General features: G+C 65.3%; 16 protein-coding genes and 1 pseudogene. 6 read left to right on the plus strand and 11 right to left on the minus strand.

The genetic code is table 11. From position 1 onward, the window contains the following. Positions 1 to 31 precede the first annotated feature (31 nt). Positions 32 to 1318 (plus strand): L-dopachrome tautomerase-related protein, encoded by a 1287-nt coding sequence (locus tag ABIB99_RS04415; RefSeq protein WP_354174941.1) that lies wholly within the window; start codon positions 32 to 34, stop codon positions 1316 to 1318. 48 nt (positions 1319 to 1366) lie between these two features. Here the strand turns inward: ABIB99_RS04415 and ABIB99_RS04420 are convergent, their stop codons facing one another. From ABIB99_RS04420 to ABIB99_RS04430, 3 genes are all read right to left on the minus strand, one after another. Continuing rightward, on the minus strand, positions 1367 to 1636 hold the full coding sequence (locus tag ABIB99_RS04420; protein WP_354174942.1) for a hypothetical protein: 270 nt from the start codon (positions 1634 to 1636) through the stop codon (positions 1367 to 1369). A gap of 190 nt (positions 1637 to 1826) precedes the next feature. Continuing rightward, positions 1827 to 3095, minus strand: a complete 1269-nt coding sequence (locus ABIB99_RS04425) for a sensor histidine kinase (RefSeq protein WP_354174943.1) — start codon at positions 3093 to 3095, stop codon at positions 1827 to 1829. A 92-nt stretch (positions 3096 to 3187) separates the two neighbouring features. Beyond that, on the minus strand, positions 3188 to 3868 hold the full coding sequence (locus tag ABIB99_RS04430) for a response regulator transcription factor (protein WP_071912145.1): 681 nt from the start codon (positions 3866 to 3868) through the stop codon (positions 3188 to 3190). 349 nt (positions 3869 to 4217) lie between these two features. Here ABIB99_RS04430 and ABIB99_RS04435 point away from each other — a divergent pair, with 349 nt between their 5' ends. Together ABIB99_RS04435 and ABIB99_RS04440 are read left to right on the plus strand one after the other, a co-directional pair. Continuing rightward, positions 4218 to 5105 (plus strand): MipA/OmpV family protein, encoded by an 888-nt coding sequence (locus ABIB99_RS04435; protein WP_354174944.1) that lies wholly within the window; start codon positions 4218 to 4220, stop codon positions 5103 to 5105. 6 nt (positions 5106 to 5111) lie between these two features. After that, positions 5112 to 5852, plus strand: a complete 741-nt coding sequence (locus ABIB99_RS04440; protein ID WP_354126257.1) for a hypothetical protein — start codon at positions 5112 to 5114, stop codon at positions 5850 to 5852. 17 nt (positions 5853 to 5869) lie between these two features. Here the strand turns inward: ABIB99_RS04440 and garD are convergent, their stop codons facing one another. The 8 genes from garD to ABIB99_RS04480 form a co-directional block, all read right to left on the minus strand. Then, on the minus strand, positions 5870 to 7411 hold the full coding sequence (garD, locus tag ABIB99_RS04445) for a galactarate dehydratase (RefSeq protein ID WP_354174945.1): 1542 nt from the start codon (positions 7409 to 7411) through the stop codon (positions 5870 to 5872). A 145-nt stretch (positions 7412 to 7556) separates the two neighbouring features. Next, positions 7557 to 9005 (minus strand): aldehyde dehydrogenase family protein, encoded by a 1449-nt coding sequence (locus ABIB99_RS04450; RefSeq protein ID WP_354174946.1) that lies wholly within the window; start codon positions 9003 to 9005, stop codon positions 7557 to 7559. Positions 9006 to 9024: 19 nt separating this feature from the next. Further along, complete coding sequence (gene gudD / locus ABIB99_RS04455; RefSeq protein WP_354174947.1) at positions 9025 to 10368, minus strand: glucarate dehydratase; 1344 nt, start codon at positions 10366 to 10368, stop codon at positions 9025 to 9027. A 26-nt stretch (positions 10369 to 10394) separates the two neighbouring features. Next, on the minus strand, positions 10395 to 11339 hold the full coding sequence (kdgD, locus tag ABIB99_RS04460) for a 5-dehydro-4-deoxyglucarate dehydratase (protein ID WP_038952797.1): 945 nt from the start codon (positions 11337 to 11339) through the stop codon (positions 10395 to 10397). Between the two features lie 131 nt (positions 11340 to 11470). Further along, positions 11471 to 12376 (minus strand): LysR family transcriptional regulator, encoded by a 906-nt coding sequence (locus ABIB99_RS04465; protein WP_063982246.1) that lies wholly within the window; start codon positions 12374 to 12376, stop codon positions 11471 to 11473. Positions 12377 to 12498: 122 nt separating this feature from the next. After that, positions 12499 to 13854, minus strand: a complete 1356-nt coding sequence (locus ABIB99_RS04470) for an MFS transporter (protein ID WP_063982247.1) — start codon at positions 13852 to 13854, stop codon at positions 12499 to 12501. A 382-nt stretch (positions 13855 to 14236) separates the two neighbouring features. Beyond that, positions 14237 to 16186, minus strand: a complete 1950-nt coding sequence (locus ABIB99_RS04475; protein ID WP_071912164.1) for an SGNH/GDSL hydrolase family protein — start codon at positions 16184 to 16186, stop codon at positions 14237 to 14239. A 90-nt stretch (positions 16187 to 16276) separates the two neighbouring features. Further along, positions 16277 to 17359, minus strand: a complete 1083-nt coding sequence (locus tag ABIB99_RS04480) for a lysylphosphatidylglycerol synthase transmembrane domain-containing protein (RefSeq protein ID WP_063982249.1) — start codon at positions 17357 to 17359, stop codon at positions 16277 to 16279. A 444-nt stretch (positions 17360 to 17803) separates the two neighbouring features. Here ABIB99_RS04480 and ABIB99_RS04485 point away from each other — a divergent pair. From ABIB99_RS04485 to ABIB99_RS04495, 3 genes and pseudogenes are all read left to right on the plus strand, one after another. Beyond that, positions 17804 to 18310, plus strand: a pseudogene (locus tag ABIB99_RS04485) (YciE/YciF ferroxidase family protein). 141 nt (positions 18311 to 18451) lie between these two features. Then, the gene (locus ABIB99_RS04490; RefSeq protein ID WP_354174948.1) at positions 18452 to 19885 is read left to right on the plus strand and encodes an MFS transporter; all 1434 of its coding nucleotides are present in this window, start codon (positions 18452 to 18454) and stop codon (positions 19883 to 19885) included. Between the two features lie 104 nt (positions 19886 to 19989). Then, positions 19990 to 22389 (plus strand): bifunctional diguanylate cyclase/phosphodiesterase, encoded by a 2400-nt coding sequence (locus tag ABIB99_RS04495; protein ID WP_354174949.1) that lies wholly within the window; start codon positions 19990 to 19992, stop codon positions 22387 to 22389. The last annotated feature ends 1 nt before the right edge of the window (position 22390 follow it).

Consider the following 22390-nt stretch of genomic DNA (forward strand, 5'->3'; position numbering starts at 1 on the left):
GTAATTGTCAGTCCCCAAATTAGCGCGCATCGTGGCTCTCGCAAAGATCGATATTGGCGAGGCGGTGATGAACGAGCGACCGCTTCGGCTCGCATTGGGTCTCTGCATTGAAATCCTGTGGCGGTTGCCGGCGCGGGCCGGGCGCATGCGCGCCGGAATAACCGTTGAAAACAAAGGGAGGGACCGGTGCGAAGGCGTGAGGAGAGGAATTCGACTTGTCATTTTTCTGTCGGCGGCAATCGTCACGGGCGCAGCCTGTGCGGAGAGCGGAGGCGGCAACGCGGAAATCTTCGCGAAGCTCCCTCAGTCGGTCGGCAACATTGCGTTTACGCCGGACAATCAGCTGATCTTCAGTCACCATCCATTCTTCGGTCCCGACGTTCGTGTGGCGCGGCTGACATCGCCGACGACGTTCGAGCCGTTTCCAAATGCGGAATGGAATACGCCACGAAAGGGCACCGATCAGTACCTGGATAACGTCCTGGGTCTTCGTTCCGACGAAAGCGGTGTCGTGTGGATCATCGACATGGGATTCCGGACGCAGATCACTCCGAAGCTGGTCGGCTGGAACACGCGCACGAACAGGCTGGAGCGCATCTACTACATGCCGGAGCCCGTGACCGTGAAAGGCTCGCAGCCGCAGGACATCGTGATCGACCAGAAGAACCGGAAATTCTACATCGCCGACGAAAACATCGGGCCCGGTGGCGATGGCTCTCACGCTGCGATCATCGTCATCGACATGGATACGGGTGCCGCCCGGCGCGTGCTGGACGGCGATCGATCCACCGTCCCTGAAAATGTGCCGATCACCGTGGATGGCAATGATCTGACGGTGCCTGGCAAGAACGGCAAGCCTTCGCTCATCAAGGTCGGCTGCGACGGCATCACGATGGATGCCAGGTCCGAATGGGTCTATTTCGCGCCACTCAGCGGCCGGTCGCTGTACCGCATCAAGGCCACCGACCTCGGCAACGAGAAGCTGCCCGCCGAAGAGCTGAGCGCGAGGGTGGAACGCTACTCGGACAAGCCGAACAATGGCGGCCTGTCGATCGACTATGCGGGCAACATCTACCTGACTGCGGTCGAGACCAAATCGATTGGAATCATAGGAGCCGACCGGAAGTTTCGCACTTACCTGAGCGATCCGGACATGGTGTGGCCGGACGGAATTACTGCCTCTCCCGACGGGTACATGTACGTGTCCGCGTCTCAGGTCTCCGCAGCCGCCATGTTCCATGGCGGCAAGGCGGAAAACAAGACGCCGTATCTGATCTATCGGTTCAAGCCGATCGCTGCAGGCTATATCTCACGCTGACGGCGGGAGCTACGACCCCGGCAAGGGCAGCCGGGGTCGAAAACTGTCTCAGCGTTCTTCGCTCGTGGCGTTGGCGCTCGCCAGCCGCTTGACGCGCGGCGACAGCACCGACACTTGCGCGGGCGAGGCGGGCATGCCGGCGACGATCATCGCGGGCGCAATCGACTGCTCCTCGACCCCGGCGCCGCCGAGAACCTGCACTTGGGTCGTCGAAATCGGAAACGACTTCACTTCGTAAGAGGGAAGCTCGCCGGCAAATGCGCCGGCCGAGCTCACAATCATGGCGCCGGCAACGGCAATCATCGAAAGAACGCGCATTGGAAAATCTCCGTGGAAGATGGCAATCGGAGGTTTGGTCGCGGCGATACCGCGCCAGGTTCGCTTGTGTGCGAACATTCGACCGCCGCCGGCGGATCTATTTGATTGCGTGATGCGACAGGACGAAACGCGGAAGAAGTTTTCCGCGCCAATGTTTCCGGACGGTTTCGCCGAGGCTCGAAACGACTTGTCAGCCCGTTTGCAGATCGAGGTGCGGCGATCTGGTCGTCGCGGTGGCCTCGGGAAAGCGCAAGCTCATCGTCGTGCCGCGACCCGGCGCGGAGGAGATGACCAACTCGCCGCCGTGCGCGGCCATGATCTCCCGGACGATCGACAGGCCGAGGCCGGCGCCGTCACCGGCGCTGTTGCCAGTCTGAAACGGCTCGAGCAGCCTGTGCTCCGCGCCGTCGGGCAGGCCCGCGCCGTCATCGTCGATCGAGATGTCGCCGCGGCTAACCGTCGCAACGATGCGCCGCGCACCATGGGCGTGGATGAGTGCGTTGCCGAAGAGATTGGCAAGCGCACTGCGTACCGCGGCGTCGACGCCCTGCACCAGGAACGGACCTTCTTCGGCGTGCTCCAGCGCAAGCTCTATGTCGGCGTCCAGCGCCGAGGGGCTGAAATCGGCCAGCACGTCCAGCGTGATCTCGGCAAGATCGATCGGTCGCTTCTCGATCGCGTGATTTTGCAATCGCGCGAGGTCAAGCATGGCGGAGACCAGCGACGTCAGGCGGCGGACGTCGCGCACCAACTCCACCCTCAGCGCCGGCTCGGGCACGTCCTCGATTTTCGCGCGCAGCAGCGTGAGCGGCGTGCGCAGCTGATGGGCGGCGTTGCCGAGAAAGCGGCGTTGCATCCTGATGTAGGCGTCGATCTCGCCGAAGGCGCGGTTCAGCGCCGCGACCAGCGGCTTCAGCTCGGTGGGGACTTCGGACAGGGATATCAGGCCCTGCGGGGCCGATGGGTCGATCGCGAGCGCGCGACGCGCCACCCGTTCGATGCCGCGCGAGACGAACCGTGCGGCCAGCATTGATCCGATGGCGACCGTCGCCGCAAAGGCCAGCGCCAGCGTGATGATCGCGAAAATGCTGCGGACAAGGAAGTTCCTTGCAATCCGGCCGAAGCGAACCTTGGGTTCGCCGACCATCATCGTAAGCTGCAACGAGCCCCGGTGCACGACGGCGAGACAAAAGGTGTTCTTCTGGTCGAGTGTGCTGAAGACGGACGAGCCGATCGGCCCGTGATAGGGAAACGCGAAGGGGAGGGTGGGCCGGCGTTCGCTACCGTATTCGCTGACCAGATCGCCCGCGGACACGACGTACCAGAGGTTCGGACTGTCCGCTTTAAGCTCCTCGAGGGCGGGAGTCGGGCGTACCGTCAGGTTTTGCCCTTCGATCACCGTAGCGCGATCGAGAACGGCGACCACAATGCGGCAAGCCCTGAACTCGCGCTCCTCCATCGGGTAGCGCCAGATGAAGACACCGAGCATGATCAGGAAGATCGTCGTCGCGGCGATGCCGAGCGACAGGGCAAACGTTCGGGCAATCGACGTCATCGCGGTGTTGCCAGCCGCAGGATGTAGCCGATGCCCCGCATGCTGCGGATCTCGACATCGCCGCCGAGCTCGGTCAGTTTCTTCCGCAAGCGCGAGACCTGCGCTTCGAGCGTGTTGGATTCGATCTCGTCGTCGAAGCCGTAGATCTCCTCGATCAGGGCGGCGCGGGTGATGACGCGGTCGCGGCGCATCAGGAGCGCTCCGAGGATCAGCGCCTCGCGCCGGCGCAGCAGGATTTTCGTGTCGGCGACCACCGCTTCGTTGCTGCCGAGATGCAGCTCGACATTGCCGAGCGACAGCACCGAGGGCGCGAGTTGCCGGGGGCGCCGCAACACGGCGCGCACCCGCGCAATGAGCTCCTGCGGCTCGAACGGCTTGCCGAGATAGTCGTCGGCGCCGCCATTGAGACCGTCGACGACATCCTCCTTGGCGTCCTTGGAGGTCAGCATGATGATCGCGGGACGGTCCGCCGATCGGCTCAGCGCCGTCACCACCTGGAGCGCATCTCCATCGGGCAGCATCCGGTCGATGATCGCGAGATCATATTTGAAATTGTCCAGCGCCTGACGGGCATCGGCAATCGAGCCGACGACGTCGACAATGCCGTGCAATTGTCCGAGCAGGCGGCTGACATAGGCGCCGATCTGCGGTTCGTCTTCGATTACGAGGGAGCGCACGCGGGTCGTCCTTGACTCTGCTGGGGCAACAAAACCCTGAGCGTGACGCTCCCTGGCCGAAGTCTGGCGTTCCGGCTCGTGCGCAGGGTTCCCATTAAGGCAGCGAGCTTGGCGAATAAAAGGCAGGAACGAGGGCGCTGATCGGCTCTAGCGCGCAAAGTTTGGGAGCGTGAGCGCGGCCCGGCAATGTTCGGGCAATATTGGTCCGGCGGCGCGCCCGGCATGCGCCGCGAATGGATCAGGGCGCTGTCTGCGCCTTGCAATCTTGGGGCAATTTTGCCGGACCACATGCTGTGGCTCCTAACCACACGAGTCGACCAGGCCAGCAAGGCCGGTCCGGGGCCCCGTAATGAAGCATTTTGACGAAGCCGCTCTCCGCCTCACGGTGAATGCGCGGCGGACGACCGCGTGTCTTGCCGCACTCGGTACAATCATGGTGATCGCGCAGTCCGCATCGGCGCAGACGGCGTTCACGCTGCCGGCTCCGCCGTTCGACGTGCCGATGCTGCCGTCACCTTCCGGCAACTGGACCGTCATGGTCGGCATCGGCGGAGAGTACACGCCTGATTTCGTCGGATCGAAGAACGGGAAGCTCATGCCGATCCCGATCTTCTCCATTCGCCGTGCCGGATCGGTCGACCAGTTTCGCGGGCCCCGCGACAGCGCCAGCATCGCGCTGCTCGACGTCGGCAATTTTCGCGCCGGCCCTGCGTTCAAATACGTCGCGTCGCGCAAGAGCGACAAATATGCCGAGCTGACCGGCCTTGGCGACGTCAAGGCCGCATACGAGCTCGGTGGGTTCGTCGAATATTTTCCGGTCGACTGGCTGCGCCTGCGCAGTGAATTGCGCCAGGGCATGGGCGGTCATACTGGCACGGTCGCCGATGTCTCCGCCGACGTCATCGTGCCGCTGATCCAAAGGCTCACGATCTCGGCCGGCCCGCGCTTCACCTGGAAAAGCACCAAGGCGACTGCGCCCTATTTCGGCGTCGACGCCGTGCAGTCCGTGGCGTCCGGGCTGCCGATGTACGATGCCAGGGGCGGTGCGCATTCGGTCGGCTTCGGCAGCCAGATCTCCTATCGCATCAATCCGCAGTGGGAAGTCCATGCTTATGTCGAGTATGAGAAGCTGCTGGGCGACGCCGCAGACAGCCCGCTCGTGAAGCTGCGGGGATCGTCGAACCAGACGACGATCGGCCTCGGTGCGTCCTATTCGTTCGATTTCAGGATTCGATAGGTCACCATGCGCCGCATTGCTTTTCTATGGGTTGGCCTGGCGGTCGCTTGCATCGCCCTCGGCGCGGCCGCCGCGTTCGAGACGCGCGCGACTCGGCTCCAGGCGATCAAGACCGTCGGCATCGTCTCGGCCATCGGCGAGGAGATGAGCCTGACGCAAGCCGGCCTGATCGCGCTCGGCAACGCCGGGCAAAGCCTCTCGATCAGCGCTTGGGGGCTGGACGAGCTGATCGTCCAGCAGGCGACGAAGCTGCTCGGTGGACGCTTTCGCGTGCAGGCGGTGAGCTACCGGCGCGCCGCGTTTGCCGCGATCAGGGATTCGGCGGTTGCGCCCGTCAATCTCCTGCGCAGCGATCCGTTCAAGGAGCTGGTTCGCAGCGATGTCGCGCCGCAGGGGTTGGATGCGTACATCGTCATCACCCGGGCCAGATCGAAGCTCGGCAACGGCCGCAACGTCGAGGGCATCGGGCTCGCCCAATATCGGACGCTGCTTGCGGATTACGGCCTGATCCACGCGCTGTACGAGGTGCGCGTGATCGACGGCAAGTCGTTCGACGTGATCGAGAAGCGGGCGGCCGCGCCGCTCGACAACACGGGGACCATGCGGCTCGCCGGACCCAGCGGGCCGATCGACGCGACGTTCGAGGGGCCGGCTGCGAACGAACGGCTACGCGCGGCGGTCGCGGATCTCATTACGCGCAGTCTGCCGGTCACGCTCGGCGACATGCACCTGATCGACGGTCAGTGAGGCCGGTTGGCCCGGCCTCAGGTCACCGGCGCCGGATTGAACAGCGTGAGGTCGTTGTGGATGCCCCAACGGTCCGACCACGGCTTCGTGCGGCCGCTGGCGACATCGAGGATCAGGCGGAACAGGTCCCAGCCGGTTTCCTCGATGGTCTTCTCGCCGGTGGCGATGCCGCCGGCGTCGAAGTCGATCAAATCCTTCCAGCGGCGGGCGAGCTCGGTGCGGGTCGCGACCTTGATCACGGGCGCAGCCGCAAGACCGTAGGGTGTGCCGCGGCCGGTGGTGAACACCTGCAGCGTCATGCCGGAAGCGAGCTGGAGCGTACCGCAGATGAAGTCGGACGCGGGTGTTGCTGCGAACAGCATGCCTTTCTGCGTCGCCTTCTCGCCGGGCGAGAGCACGCCGGTGATGGCGGACGAGCCGGACTTGACGATCGAGCCGAGTGACTTTTCGACGATGTTGGCGAGGCCGCCCTTCTTGTTGCCGGGCGTGGTGTTGGCGCTGCGATCGGCGCCGCCGCGGGCGAGATAAGAGTCGTACCAGGCCATCTCGCGCACCAGCGCTCGGCCGACGTCCTCGTTGATGGCGCGTCGCGTGAGGAGCTGGATCGCGTCGCGCACTTCGGTCACTTCCGAGAACATCACGGTCGCGCCGGCACGCACCAGGAGATCGGCGGCGAAGCCGAGTGCAGGGTTGGCCGTGACACCGGAAAACGCGTCGCTGCCGCCGCATTGCAGACCGATGACGAGATCGGCCGCGGGGCAGGTCTCACGGGTGCGCTTGTTGAGGATCTTCAGGCGAGCCTCGGCCTGGGTCATGATCGCATCGACGATGGCGCCAAAACCGTCGAAAGCTTCGTCCTGTATGCGCACGATGGCATCGCTGACGCCTTCCGGCACCAGCCGCTCGGGCGCGAGCTTTTCGCATCCAAGGCTGATGACCAAAATCTCGCCGCCGAAATTCGGGTTCTGCGCGATGTTCTGCAGCGTGCGGATCGGAACGACCGCATCGGGGGCATTGATGGCGACGCCGCAGCCATAGGCGTGCGTCAGCGGCACGACGTCGTCGACGTTCGGGTATTTCGGCAGCAGTTCGGCGCGGATGCGCTTCACGGCGTATTCCATCGTGCCCTTGACGCATTGCACGGAGGAGGAGATGCCGAGGATGTTCTTGGTGCCGACCGAGCCATCGGAGTTGCGAAAGCCTTCGAAGGTGAAGCCTTCGAGGGGCGGCAGCGGCGCGGGGACGGCGGTCGAGATTTCCAGCTTGTCGAGGGCAGGGGCCTCCGGCATGCGGATGCGCGCTTCGTCGACCCATTCGCCGGCCAGGATCGGCGACAACGCGTGGCCGATCACCTCGCCGTAGCGGATGATCGGTTGATCTTGCGCGATATCGACCAGCGCTGTCTTGTGCCCTTGCGGCACGAAGGCGCGCAGCGTCAGCCCGCTGGCGAAGCGGGAGCCGGCGGGAAGCCCGAAATCATTGACCACGATCGCGACATTGTCGCGCTCGTTGAGCTTGATGTAGCGGGGCTGCTCTTTCGCTGCGACGTCCTGGTCCATCTGCTTTGCCTCAGAAGCTGAAGTCGTAGGGTGGGCAAAGGCGCAACGCGCCGTGCCCACCATGCTTCACACCGAAGGTAAGCGGGGGGCACGCTTCGCTTTGCCCACCCTTCGCTTTGCCCACCCTTCGATATCTTGCCCGTGGTTAGCCCGGATAGGTATAGGCGGTCTTCACCGTGGTGTAGAACTCGCGCGCATAGGAGCCCTGCTCGCGGGCGCCGTAGCTCGAACCCTTCCGGCCGCCGAACGGCACGTGATAGTCGACGCCGGCGGTCGGCAGATTGACCATCACCATGCCGGACTCGCTGTTGCGCTTGTAGTGCGAGGCGTATTTCAGGCTGGAGGTGCAGATGCCGGAGGCGAGGCCGAACTCGGTGTCGTTGGAGATCGCCAGCGCTTCCTCGTAGTTCTTGGCGCGGATGACGGCGGCGACGGGGCCAAAAATCTCCTCGCGCGCGATGCGCATGTTGTTGTTGGCCTCGGTGAACAGCGCCGGCTGGAGGTAATGGCCGGGCGTCTCGCGCTTGAGCAGCTCGCCGCCGAAGGCGAGCTTTGCGCCTTCGTCCTGGCCGATCTTGATGTAGCGCAGGTCCTGGTCGAGCTGGCTCTGGTCAACGACGGGGCCGATATGCACGCCAGCCTTGAGCGCGTCGTCTACCGACAGGCCGCTCAGGCGCTCGGCCACAGCGGCAACGAAGCGGTCGTGGATGCCTTCGGTGACGATCAGGCGGGAGGAGGCGGTGCAGCGCTGACCGGTCGAGAAATAGGCGCCGTTGACGGCGACTTCGACGGCGGTCTTGAGGTCAGCGTCGTCGAGCACGACCAGCGGGTTCTTGCCGCCCATCTCGAGCTGGAACTTCTTCATCGGGTTCGACAGCACGCAGGCCTGCGCGATCTTGCGGCCGGTCTGCACCGAACCGGTGAAGGAGATCGCGGCCACATCCGGGTGATCGAGCAGGGTCTGGCCGACCACGGAGCCGGAGCCGACCACGAGGTTGAACACGCCGGCCGGAATGCCGGAGCGGGTGATGATCTCGGACAGCGCATGTCCCGAGCCCGGCACCAGCTCGGCCGGCTTGAACACCACGGTGTTGCCGTAGCAGAGCGCGGGCGCGATCTTCCAGGCGGGAATCGCGATCGGGAAATTCCAGGGCGTGATCATGCCGATGACGCCGACCGGCTCACGGGTGAGCTCGACGTCGAGACCGGGACGCACCGAGGCACCCTTTTCGCCCATCAGGCGCAGCGCCTCGCCGGCGAAGAATGCAAAGATCTGGCCGGCACGGGCGACCTCGCCGATGCCCTCGGGGAGCGTCTTGCCTTCCTCGCGGGCGAGCAGGCGGCCGAGCTCTTCCTTGCGGGCGAGGATTTCGAGAGAAATCTTGTTCAGCGCGTCATAGCGCACCTGCGGCGTCGACTGCGCCCAGGCCGGGAAGGCGGCCTTGGCTGCCGCGATCGCCTTCTCGGTCTGCGCCTTGTCGGCCTTGGCGTACTCGCCGACGAGGTCGTTGGTGTTGGAGGGGTTGATGTTCTTGGTGACGCCGGAGCCGTCGACCCATTCGCCGCCGATGAAGTTCTTCAGGATCGCAGTCATGTAGTCCTCCGAGATTTTCTTAACGCACGAGGCAGGGACGCTTGTCGTCAAAGGTCCAGCCGGGGATCAGGTCCTGCATGGCAGTAGCGTCATCGCGGGCGCCGAGTCCATGCTTCTTGTAAAGCTCATGCGCGGTTTCGATGGCCGGGCGGTCGATTTCGATGCCGAGGCCCGGCCGCTCGGGCACGGCGATCTTGCCGTCCTTGATCTGGAGCGGCTCCTTGGTCAGCGCCTGGCCGTCCTGCCAGATCCAGTGGGTGTCGATCGCGGTGACCTTGCCGGGCGCGGCGGCGCCGACATGGGTGAACATCGCGAGTGAAATGTCAAAGTGATTGTTGGAGTGCGAGCCCCAAGTCAGGCCGTTGTCGCGGCAGGTCTGGGCGACGCGCACCGAGCCCTGCAGGGTCCAGAAGTGGGGATCGGCCAGCGGAATGTCCACTGCCCCCAAGCGTAGCGCATGCGAGAGCTGGCGCCAGTCGGTCGCGATCATGTTGGTCGCGGTCGGCAGGCCCGTGGCACGGCGGAACTCGGCCATGATCTCGCGACCCGAGAAGCCGGCTTCGGCGCCGCAGGGATCCTCGGCATAGGCAAGAATGCCGTGCATGTCCTTGCAGAGGCTGATCGCCTCGTCGAGCGACCATGCGCCGTTGGGGTCGAGCGTGACGCGTGCGTTGGGGAAGCGTTTTGCGATGGCGGTGACGGCCTCGATCTCCTGCTCGCCGCGAAGCACGCCGCCCTTGAGCTTGAAGTCGGCGAAGCCATAGTGGTCGTGCGTGGCTTCCGCGAGCCGCACCACGGTCTCCGGCGTCATCGCCTCCTGGTGGCGCAGGTTGAACCATTCGGGCTTGCCGGTCTCGCCGCTGACGTAGTCAAGCCTGCTCTTGCGCCGGTCGCCGACGAAGAAGAGATAGCCGAGCGTCTCGACGCTCTTGCGCTGCTGGCCTTCGCCGAGCAGCGCCGCGACGGGCAGGTTGAGGTGCTGGCCGAGCAGGTCGAGCAGCGCGGATTCGATCGCCGTGACCGCGTGGATCATCACGCGCAGGTCGAACGTCTGCTTGCCGCGGCCGCCGGCATCTCGGTCGGCGAACGCCGTGCGGGCGTCGGCAAGGATGTTGTTCATCGCGCCGACGGTCTTGCCGATCACGAGATCGCGGGCATCCTGGAGCGTCTGCCAGATCTTTTGCCCGCCCGGCACCTCGCCGACGCCGGTGTGTCCGGAATTGTCGGTGAGGATGACGATGTTGCGGGTGAAGAACGGCGCGTGCGCGCCGCTCAGATTGAGGAGCATGCTGTCGCGGCCCGCGACCGGGATCACCTGCATCGATGTGACGACCGGTGCGCCGGAGACCTCAGTCTGGGCCATTGCACGCTCCTCCCTGTTGTTGTCTGTTATTCTGCAGCTTGTTGTGACGATCGGATGGCGGGGAGATTCTTCACCAGCGCGGTCAGCTCCGCAACCTCCTGCTCGGTGAGATCGGTCAGCGGCGGGCGGACGGGGCCGGAATCGCGGCCGATCACCTTCATGCCGGCCTTGATGATCGAGACCGCATAGCCCTTCTTGCGGTTGCGGATTGCGATCAGCGGCAGGATGAAGTTCTTCAGGCCGGCATGGATCGTCTCATGGTCGCGCTTGCGCACCGCGGCGTAGAAGTTGGTGGCGAATTCTGGAACGAAGTTGAACACGGCCGAGGAATAGGTCGTCACGCCCATGTCGAGATAGGGCAGCGCGAAGGTTTCCGCGGTCGGCAGGCCGCCGATATAGGTGAGGCGGTCGCCGAGCTTGGTGTAGACGCGGGTCATCAGCTCGATGTCGCCGATGCCGTCCTTGTAGCCGACGAGGTTCGGGCAGCGCTCGGCGAGGCGCGCCAGCGTATCGGGCTGCAGGATGGCGTTGTCGCGGTTGTAGACGATGACGCCGATCTTCACGGCGGCGCACACGGCTTCCACGTGGGCGGCAAGGCCGTCCTGCTCGGAATGGGTCAGATAGGGCGGCAGCAGCAACAGGCCGTCGGCGCCGGCCTTTTCCGCGCCGATCGCGATCTCGCGCGCGGTGGCGGTGCCGTAGCCGGTGCCGGCGAGCACGGGCACGCGGCCCTTGGTCTCGTCGACGGCGATCTTGACCACCTGCGGAACCTCGGTCGGCGTCAGCGAGAAGAACTCGCCGGTGCCGCCGGCGGCGAACAGGCCGGCAACGTCATAGCCGCACAGCCAGTCCATATTGGCGCGGTAGGTCGCCTCATCGAAGGAATAGTCCGCCTTGAAGGGCGTGACGGGGAAGGACAGGAGGCCCGATCCGATCTTCTGGGCCATTTCCTGCGGGGTCATCTTGCTCATGGGCGCTGCTCCCTTAATTGCGTGTTGTGGAGGACGCGGGCCGAAGGCCTGCGCGTCCATGCGCCGTTGTTTAGGAGACCGTTCGATGCGCGTCCAAGCCAAAGCCTATATCGACCGATGCGGATTGAGCATCAATCGTCCGCCACCTCCGCCGAGGACAATTCGCCGGCGATTTTGACCAGCGCGGAGAGCAGCGGATTCTCGTCGTCGCGGCGCCAGACCATGAACAACTCGACGGGAACGCGGGTGCGCAGCTTCAGCGGCCGCAGCCGCACGTCGGAGATCTTCAGGCTCGCGGCCGCGGCCGGCACGATGGCAAGGCCGAGGCCGGCGCGGACCATGGCGAGGATCGAATGGATCTGGCTCAGATGCTGCACATAGCGCGGCAGCACGTCGGCGCGGGTGAACAGCGCCACCAGGAGATCGTGGAAATATCGGCTCTCATAGGGCGAGTACATCACGAAGGGCTGGTCGTCGAAGTCCTTGATGGTGATGGTCTCGGCATTCGCCAGCGGATGCTTCTTCGGGATCGCGGCGAGCAGGGGTTCGGCGACGACACGGCGGCTGGCCACTTCGGGGCGCGCTATCGGCGGCCGCAACAGCCCGGCGTCGATCTGGCCGGAGCTGAGCGCCTCGAACTGATCACCGGACACCATCTCCTTCAGCGAGAAATCGACCTCGGGCAGCTTGGCGCGGCAGGCGGCGACGAGCTCCGGGAGGAAGCCGTAGGCGGCAGCCGCCGTGAAGCCGATTTTCAGCGAGCCGGTTTTGCCGAGCGCAATGCGGCGGGCGACCTGCGAGGCGCTTTCGGCGAGCTTCAGGATGCGCCGCGCCTCCGGCAGGAAGCTGCGCCCAGCCGGGGTCAGGCGCACCGAGCGGCTGGTGCGTTCGAGCAAGGGCGCGTCGATGATGTGCTCGAGCACCTGGATCTGCCGTGACAGCGGCGGCTGGGTCATGTTCAGCCGCGCGGCGGCGCGGCCGAAATGCAGTTCTTCGGCCACCGTGACGAAACAGCGGAGCTGGTTGAGGTCGAACATCGATACATGCCTTAGATGGATAAGGCGTTTCCCCGGCACTTCTAGCATCGATCATCCCCAAAACAAAGACGGCGGCTGAGGAGCCGCCGTTGAGTTGCCTGGTCAAGCTCCCGTGGGAGCCCTCAGGAGGAACGTTTGAGCACCACCCGCTCGATCTTGCCGACCACCACGAGATAGGCGAACGCGGCCACCAGCGCATTGGCGCCGACGAACAGCAGTGCGCCGTTGAACGAGCCGGTCGCAGCCAGGATGTAGCCGATCACGATCGGGGTGCTGATCGAGGAGAGGTTGCCGAAGGTGTTGAACAGGCCGCCGGAGACGCCGCCGGCTTCCTTGGGCGAGGTGTCGGAGACGACCGCCCAGCCGAGCGCGCCGATGCCCTTGCCGAAGAAGGCGAGCGCCATGAAGCCGACCACAAGCGCCTGTCCGTCGACATAGTTGCAGGCGATGATCGACATCGACAGCAGCATGCCGCCGACGATCGGGATCTTGCGCGCCATGGTGAGCGAGCCGGTCTTGCGCAGGATGGCGTCGGAGATGACGCCGCCGAGCACGCCGCCGATGAAGCCGCACAGCGCGGGCAGCGTCGCGACGAAGCCGGCTTGCAGGATCGACAGGCCGCGCTCCTTGACGAGGTAGACCGGGAACCAGGTCAGGAAGAAATAGGTCAGCGTGTTGATGCAGTACTGGCCGAGATAGACGCCGAGCATCATGCGGTTGGAGAGCAACTGGCGGATGTGATCCCACCCGGAGCCGGACTCGGGCGCACGCTCCTGCACCAGATCGTTTTTGGGCGCGTCGAGATCGACCAGCGCGCCGCCTTCCTTGATGTAATCGAACTCGGCCTCGTTGATGCCGGGATGCTCCTTCGGGCCGTAGACGGTCTTGATCCAGACCAGGCCCATGATGACGCCGAGCCCACCCATCACGAAGAACACGAAGCGCCAGCCGTAATCATGCGCGATCCAGCCCATTAGCGGCGCGAAGATCACGGTGGCGAAATACTGTCCCGAATTGAAGAAGGCCGATGCGGTGCCGCGCTCATTGCCGGGAAACCAGGCGGCGACGATGCGGGCGTTGGCGGGGAACGAGGGCGCTTCCGCGACGCCGACAAGGAGGCGAAGTGCGAACAGCACGATGATGGCGGCGCCGGCGCTGAGGAAGCCGACCCAGCCCTGCATCATCGTGAACAGCGACCAGACGATGATGCTGAAGGCATAGACGAGGCGCGAGCCGTAGCGGTCGAGCAGCCAGCCGCCCGGCACCTGCGCCGCGACATAGGACCAGCCGAAGGCCGAGAAGATCCAGCCCATGGCGACGGGATCGAGATGCAGCTCTTTCGAGAGTGCGGGGCCCGCGATCGACAGGGTGGCGCGGTCGGCATAGTTCACGGTCGTGACCAGGAACAACATGGTCACGATGAACAGCCTGACGCGAGACCTCCTCACGTCCGCTGCGGACGACACCACTGCGCTCATCACGCGCCTCCTTAGAACTCGAAATGTTTCCTCACTGCGACTCCTAGAGGCGCGCGCGGCAAAGTGTCCAAGTTCAAGGGAGTATCGATCGATGCCGTTTTTGGATCGATGGAACGGCAGGTGCGGGGAACGATCGTGAGGTGACGAGAATGTGCGATGGTGATGCGCGAGGTCGTGCTCCGCACACCACTGTCATTCCCCGCGACCCGGCTACGCCAAGGCTTCGCCGGGGCTTCAGTCTAGGGGCGCCGAAGCTTCAGCGTAGGCGGCAAGCGGGGAATCCATTCCGCCGCAGCCTCTCGATTCAATCACCGCTGTCACGGAGTACTGGATCGCCCGCTTTCGCGGGCGATGACACCGAGTATGTGGGAGCAGTGTCGTGCTATTGCTGCGTGCCCAGCAGCGGCGCCAACAGTCCGCGCGTCACGCCGGGCGGCACAGCATCGAGGCCGAGCACGCTGCTTGCGGCGGGCAGTGCTGCGTCCGCCATCGCGGCGTGGCCTTCCGCGCTTGGATGCACGGCGCCGCCGTAGACGGCGGAGAGCACGCCCCAGGTGGCGTCGTGGATGTCGGTCGGCTGGCTCGCCGCCGGCAGACCTTGCGGATAGGTCATCGCGGCAAAATAGCTGTCATTGGCATCGCGGATCCAGCGCGCGCGCGGCAGGTAGGCGCGATACTCCGAGGCGCCGCGGCCGCACAGCATCGGCTGGCTCGCCGCGCTCACGATATCGGGATTGAAGCTCTGGCCGTTCTCGGCGAAACACGTGCGGTCGAATTCGGGATCGTTGCCCGCATGGGCGCAGAAGCCGTGATCGGCGAACACTGCCTGGTGCGAGTCCACGAAGGTCATGCGATCGGCTTCGGGATCGCGGCACAGTGCGCCGCGCGTGCACGTGGCGAGCCCCTTCAGCTGCGGCAGGAATTCGGTGTCGACGAAGGTCGAGACGCGGGCGAGGCGCTGCGGATCGGCGTTGAAGGACGGATGGATGTCGAACCCGGCGCGGCCGCCGCGGCAGGGCACGCCGCCATCGGCGAGCGCGGGATTGGCGTAGGAGACATAGACCACGTGCGAGAGGTCGCCGCCGACGAGCGGCTTGAGCGCCTCGCGCAGCTTGGCGAAATTCTGCGGCAGCTCGCGCGCCAGCGCATCGCGGGAATCGTCGACGCTCGCCATTACGCCGGAGCGGCGGAACAGCGCGCGCTCGGTCGCGGTGTCGACGATGACGTCGGCGACGAGGCCGGAGAAATAGACGTCGTTGGCGCCGACCGAGAGCAGCACGAGATCGAGCGTGCGGTCCGGTTGGCGCTTTTTCGCCGCGGTGAGCGCCTCGCGCAGCTCGGCGACCTGGGCGTTCACGCTGGTGTTGCAGACGCCGGTCTTGCCGGGCGGGCATTCGCGGGCGCGCTGCGAGCCCAGCAGACCGTCGCCGATGCTGGCGCCGGTGCAGGCGAGTGGCAGAAAGGTCACCGCGATGTGGGTGTAGCGCACCGCGAGCGCGAGAGCCGTGCGGGCCTGGTAGCTGTAGAGCGAGCGGTGGCAGGGCGAGTTGAACCAGAGCGCGCCGTAATGCTGCCAGTTGGCGAGCGTGTCGGGTGCTTCGCAGGCGCGGCCACCTTTATAGCCGGCGCGGCTCGGCCGGTAGTATTGCGCACCGGCGGTACCGAGATAGGAGCGGAAGCAGAAGCCTTCGTCCGACAGCGCCAGCGGCCGGTCCGGGTTGCCTTCGCCGGAGGCGATGCTGTCGCCGAGCCCGGCGACGAAGATGTCGCGGACCTGGATCTCGGCCTGGACGCGCTGGGTCGGATCGGAGCCGGAGGAGACGTCGACGCTCGCGACCGTCTGCTTGCCGTAGCGGACGCGCAGGTTAATCGGCTCGGCGCAATCGAAAGTCGAGGTCTGCGGCCCGTCGCCGTCGTCGAACGACCAGGCGCAGGTGGCGCCGACCGGCACTGCGCCGGTCAGGCGCACGGTCACCGGATGATCGGTCGGGGTGAGGTAATTCTCTTTGACGTTGTCGCGGGTGCAGGGCTGGTTGACCCGGCCCTGGAGGTCGATGCAAAGCCGGTTGACCATGTTGCGGGCCCAGCCGCGGCCCTCGCTCTGGAGCTCCAGCGACTGCTCGGCGGCGAGGATGCTGCGGTTACGCGCGTTCTCGACATGGAGCTGGAAGTCGCGCTCCTCGCGGAACAGGCGGAAGCGGTTGCGCACCTCCCAGGATATTTGCATCGCACCGGCGCCCTGCGCGGCGGCGCGCTCGAGCGGCAAAGACGTCAGAATCCCGGCAAGCAGCAGGAGGCCTGCGGGAAGGGTACGAAAGGAAAAAGGGATCATGGCCCGCGTGTTCAACGGCAAAGTTGAGGCGGAAATAAGAGAGCATTGCTGCGCCGCCCGCAACCTCTGTCTGACGGTCGCCCGCCCGCCTTACCGCTTGCTGGCCTGTCGCAACGACCGCTCGCGTTCCATCGCTGCTACCTGCTTGGGCAGGTTGCCTTGCGCGCAGGCCTCGGCCAGCCGCCGCCGCTCCTGCCAAGGCTCGACCACGTTCATCCAGAGCTCGCGCGCGCCCATGATGGAGATGGCGAGGCCGAACGGGATCACGAAATAGAGGATGCGGAAGACCAGCAGGGTCGCCAGAAGCTGCTCGCGGCCGAATTCGGGCAGCGCGACCAGCATGGCGACATCGAACACGCCGATCGAGCCGGGCGCGTGGCTGGCAAAGCCGATCAGCGTCGCCAGGATGAACACCACCGCCAGCGACATGAAGTCGATCGACGGATTGGCCGGCATCAGCAGGTACATCGCCGTCGCGCAGAAGCCGAGATCGACCACGCCGATCAGGATCTGGACCAGCGTCAGCGGCGCCGAGGGCAGCACCACCTTCCAGCCCTTCTGGCCGAGCTCGCGGCGCTTCTCGCCCATGCAGAGCCAGACCAGATAGGCGCCAATCGAGGCGAGGCCGCCGAGCCCGATCAGCCGGTTGATCGACGACGGCAGTTGATCCATCGATGAGGCTGCATCCGGATGGATGACCATGCCAATCGAGAGCACGAAGATGTTACCGAGCCAGAAGGTCAGGCCTGACAGGAAGCAGATCTTCGCGACGTCGATCGCGTTCAGCCCGTAGTCCGAATAGATCCGGAAGCGGATCGCGCCGCCGGTAAAAACGGTGGCGCCGATGTTGTGGCCGATCGAATAGGACGTGAAGCTGGAGAGTGCTGCGATGCGATAGGGCACATGCTTCTTGCCGATCGTTCGCAGTGCAAAATAGTCGTAGAAGGTCAGCGTACAGAACGCGAAGACGACGCAGATCGCCGCCAGCCCGATATTCCCGCGGGGAATCTCGGTCAACGCGGTCAGGATGACGCCGGTATCGATGTCCTTGAGAGTGCGCGCAAGCGTGGTGATCGCGAAGGCGATGATGAAGACGCTCGCAGCAACACCGAGCCGTCGCCAGCCGATCCATCTCTTGAAGCCGCGCTTCAGCGCGGGCAGCAGTCCGTGCATTCATCCTCCCGGCGGGGGGCAAGACCGATCGGCCAGACATTGGCCGGTCGGGTGCGATCACTGCCCGAAATGGGCATCGACCGCTAGGCATGATGTAGCTCATTTAAGGCAAAAACAGCGACTTGTGCAGCCCTTGACAACGATAGGTTCTGCGTTCGACCGATAGGTTCTGCGGTGGACCGCCGCTTTTGTCATATGTGGTTCATATCGGGCGCGCGTTAAGCATATGAGTCGGGGCACTTGCCTGGAACGCGCGTCCGCATCTTGACATGATTTCGTGTCCGCCCGCAGTCGGCATTGTTCCAACGCAAGCGATGCGAGCTTTTTGGGAACGTCGGTACCGTGCGCCGGTTAGCGCTCCATCAGCAATCGAACATGGCGGAATCATCGGCTTTTCGTGCGAGCCGACGCCTCCGTGTTCCCGAAACCGAGAGGATCGGAACGATGGGACTGTTCACAAAAGACATCAAGACCATGAACGACCTGTTCGTGCACCAGCTTCAGGACATCTATTATGCCGAGCAGCAGCTCACCAAGGCGCTGCCGAAAATGGCAGATAAGGCCACCGATCCGCAGCTGAAGCAGGGCTTTTTGACGCACCTCGAAGAAACCAGGCATCACGTCAAGCGGCTCGAGGAAGTATTCAAGATGCACGGCGCGCAGGTGAAGGCGGTCGACTGCCCGGCCATCGACGGCATCATCGAGGAAGCCGACGAGACCGCCGGTGAAGTCGCCAACAAGGCGGTGCTGGACGCCGCCCTGATCAACGCGGCCCAGGCCGCCGAGCATTACAAGATCGTCCGCTACGGCAGCCTGGTCGCCTGGGCCAAGCAGCTCGGCCGCAACGACTGCGCCACCGTGCTCGCCTAGACGCTGGAAGAAGAGAAGGCGACCGACAGGAAGCTGACCACGCTCGCCGAGAGCAAGGTCAACCTGCGCGCGGCGAGCTAGGCTGGGCGTAGCCGCGCAAGGCGTCGCGCGGTCATCCCGCGCGGCGTTCGCGTATGACGCATCCATCATTCGGTCATTGTCGAAACATGACGGCGGGCTGGAAGCGTATGTTTCGCATGGGGCTGCAACCGAGGCGGCAGCATGCGAGCCAGCACCATCAAATATGAACCCCTCGACGGCGGAGCCGCTGCGCAGCGTGTCGGCTCGCGCCTTGCGACATCCCTCACGCTTGCCGCGATGAGCCTTGGCTATGGCGTGGTCCAGCTCGACGTCACCATCGTCAACACCGCTCTGGATCCGATGGGCAAAACGCTCGGCGGCGGCGTCGCCGAGCTGCAATGGGTGGTCAGCGCCTACACCATCGCCTTTGCCGCCTTCATTCTGACCGCCGGTGCGCTCGGCGACCGCATCGGCGCCAAGCGCATCTTCATGGCGGGGTTCGCCATCTTCACCGCAGCCTCGCTCGCCTGCGCGATGTCGCCCAATGCGGCCGTGCTGATCGCAGCGCGGCTGGTCCAGGGGCTGGCGGCGGCGATCCTGGTGCCGAATTCCCTGGCGCTGCTCAATCATGCCTATGTGGACGCCCGCGCGCGTGGCCGCGCCGTGGCGGTCTGGGCCGCCGGAGCGAGCCTGGCGCTGACTGCCGGTCCCTTCGTCGGCGGCGCGCTGATCACGCTGGTCGGCTGGCGCGCGATCTTCCTGGTCAACCTGCCGATCGGTCTTACCGGCTTGTGGCTGAGCTGGCGCTACGCCAGCGAGACCACGCGGTCGCGCGCGCGCGAGATCGATCTGCCCGGCCAGCTCGCCGCGATCGCCGCGTTGGGCACGCTTGCCGGCGCGATCATCGAAGCTGGCGCGCTCGGCTGGAGCCATCCAGCCGTGATCGCAGCATTCGTTGCCTCAGCCGCATTCGCGGTGCTCTTCGTCTGGCGCGAGAGCCGCACCGTGCAGCCGATGCTGCCGCTGTCGCTGTTCCGTCACCGGCTGTTTACCCTGACCACGATCGTCGGCCTCCTCGTCAACATCGCGATCTACGGCCTGATCTTCGTGCTGAGCCTGTATTTCCAGAGGATCAACGGGCTGTCGGCCTGGTGGACCGGGCTCGCCTTCGTGCCGATGATGGGGGCGGTGCTGCCCGTCAACCTGCTGGCGCCGCGTGTGGCCGAGCGCATCGGCTCGTGCCCGACCATCGTGGTCGGCGCCTGTATCTCGGCGCTCGGCTGTCTCGGGCTGCTCTGGACCGAAGCCGGGACCAGCTACTGGGCGATCTTTGCGCAGATGATCGCGATCAGCGGTGGACTTGGCCTGCTGGTGCCGCCGCTGACCTCCACCTTGCTCGGCAGCATCGACAAGGCGCGCTCCGGCATCGCCGCCGGTGTCCTGAACGCGACGCGACAGACCGGCAGCGTGCTCGGCGTCGCGCTGTTCGGCTCGCTGGTGGCTTCGGACAGTGCATTCATGACGGGCCTTCACCAGTCGCTAATCATATCGGCGGCCGTCCTGCTGCTCGCCGCCGCCGTGATCGGCCTCGGCGCAAATGCACCTGACGCAAAGGCGCAAGGGCGCTCAATGTGAGCGATCCCACACATTCTCTGTTCACCATTCCCGAAACCGGCGCATAGCCGGTTACCGACTGTCCATCTCTGCCGGCTCTAGTGCGGTTGGAATAGGGGCCGGCAATGTATCAAGTTCTTTACTGCCTGACGGATCAGCATGATTGGCGTCTGGTCGCACTCGGCGGAGCGGTATGTCTGCTCGCCAGCGCGGCGGCGATCAGCCTGTTCCACCGCGCGCGTGCGGCGCGCGGGGGAGCTCGCGTATCGTGGGTCGCGCTTGATGCCGTTGTCGCCGGCGGCGGCATCTGGGCGACCCATTTCATCGCGATGCAGGCTTACGGTCCGGGTGCGGGCGGCGCTTACAACATTCCGTTGACGGTCCTGTCGCTGATCTTCGCGATCGCGGTCACCTTCATCGGGCTGAGCATCTCGGTGTCGGTGACGCGGGCGGGCCTGGTTGCGCTCGGCGGCGCCGTCGTTGGTGGCGGCGTTGCCGCCATGCACTACACCGGTATGATGGCGCTCGAGATTCCCGCGCACATCGGCTGGACGACCGGCACAGTGACGGTCTCGATCGTGCTCGGCATCGTCCTCGGGTCGCTTGCCCTGGTCGTTGCAGGGCGCCGCGACAGCCTTGCGGGCGCGCTCGGCGCGACTGTGCTGCTGACGCTTGCCATCGTCTCGCATCATTTCACCGCCATGGGCGCCGTGGAGCTGACGCCGGATCCTGCGGTCGTGATCAGCGGCCTGTCGATCCCGCCGGCCTCATTGTCGATCCTCACCGCCAGCGCCGCCGCTGCGATCATCGCGATCGCGCTCGCGGCGGCTCTGCTCGACCGCCGTGCCAAGGGCGAACTGGGACGCCAGCAGGTCGTGCTGGATACCGCGCTCGAGAACATGTCGCAGGGACTGTGCATGTTCGATGCGGACGGCAAGATCCAGCTCTTCAACGAGCGCTACGCAGCGTTGCTCGGCCGCACCGACATTCCGCTCGCCGGCCGCCTGCTCGTCGACGTGTTGCGGGAGGAGCAGGCCAAGGGCCAGTGGCAGGGCGATGCGGGCGAATTCTTCGCGCGCCTCGTGGTCGACGCGCGCGAGGGCCGCACGACCAGCCAGGTCGTCACCCGGTTGGGTCGCTCCATCCGCGTCGTCAACCAGCCGATGCAGGGCGGCGGCTGGGTCGCGACCTTCGAGGACATCACCGAATGGCTGGAGGCGCAGGCCAAGATCTCGCACATGGCGCGCCATGACGCGCTGACCAATCTGCCGAACCGCGTGCTGTTCCACGAGCAGCTCGAGCAGGGACTGGGCCGGGCGAAGTCGGGCGACCAGCTCGCGGTGCTGTGCCTCGATCTCGATCACTTCAAGGACATCAACGACTCGCTCGGCCATCCCATCGGCGATGCGCTGCTCAAGGAAGTCGGTCGCAGGCTGAAGGCCACTGTCGGCGCGAGCGACACCGTGGCGCGCCTCGGTGGCGACGAGTTCGCCGTGGTCCAGATCGGGCGCTCCGAGGAAGCCGCGGCGCGAGCCCTTGCCGGCCGCCTAGTCGAGGTGATCTCCGCGCCTTACGAGATCGACGACCATCAGATCGTGATCGGCGTCTCGATCGGCATCTCGCTGTCGCCGCAGGACAGCGATAATCCGGACGAGCTGTTGAAGAACGCCGACCTCGCGCTGTACCGCGCCAAGGCGGACGGCCGCGGTACCTATCGCTTCTTCGAGACCGGCATGGATGCGCGCGCGCAGGCGCGGCGGCTGCTGGAGATGGACTTGCGGGCGGCGTTGCTGCGCGACGAGTTCGAGGCGTACTACCAGCCGATCCGCGACGTCGCCAGCGGTCGCGTCGTCGCCTTCGAGGCGCTGTTGCGCTGGAACCATCCGCAGCGCGGCCTGATCGCCCCCATCAACTTCATTCCGGTGGCCGAGGAGACCGGCCTCATCGTCCAGCTCGGCGAGTTCGTGCTGCGCAGCGCCTGCAGTGACGCCGCCACCTGGCCGGACGATGTCGATGTCGCCGTCAACCTGTCGCCGGTGCAGTTCAAGAGTCAGAACCTGATCGCATCCGTGACCGATGCGCTGGCCGCCTCAGGGCTCGCAGCGCGGCGGCTCGAGCTCGAGATCACCGAATCGGTGCTGCTCCAGAACAGCGAGGCGACGCTGACCACCCTGCACGAGCTGCGCGCCATGGGCGTGCGGATCTCGCTCGACGATTTCGGCACCGGCTATTCGTCGCTGAGCTACCTGCGCAGCTTCCCGTTCGACAAGATCAAGATCGACCGCTCCTTCGTGTCGGAGCTTGCGACGCGCGAGGATTCCATGGCGATCATCCGCGCCGTGACCGGCCTCGGGCGCAGCCTCGGCATCGTCACCACGGCGGAAGGCGTCGAGAACGACGCGCAGCTCGAGCTGCTGCGGCGCGAGGGCTGCACCCAGGCGCAGGGCTATCTTTTCAGCAAGCCGCGGCCCGCATCTGATGTCGCGTTGATGCTGAACCGGCCGCGGCTGCTCGCCTCGGCCTGAT

Source organism: Bradyrhizobium sp. LA6.1 (genome assembly GCF_040547805.1).
GTDB lineage: Bacteria > Pseudomonadota > Alphaproteobacteria > Rhizobiales > Xanthobacteraceae > Bradyrhizobium > Bradyrhizobium barranii.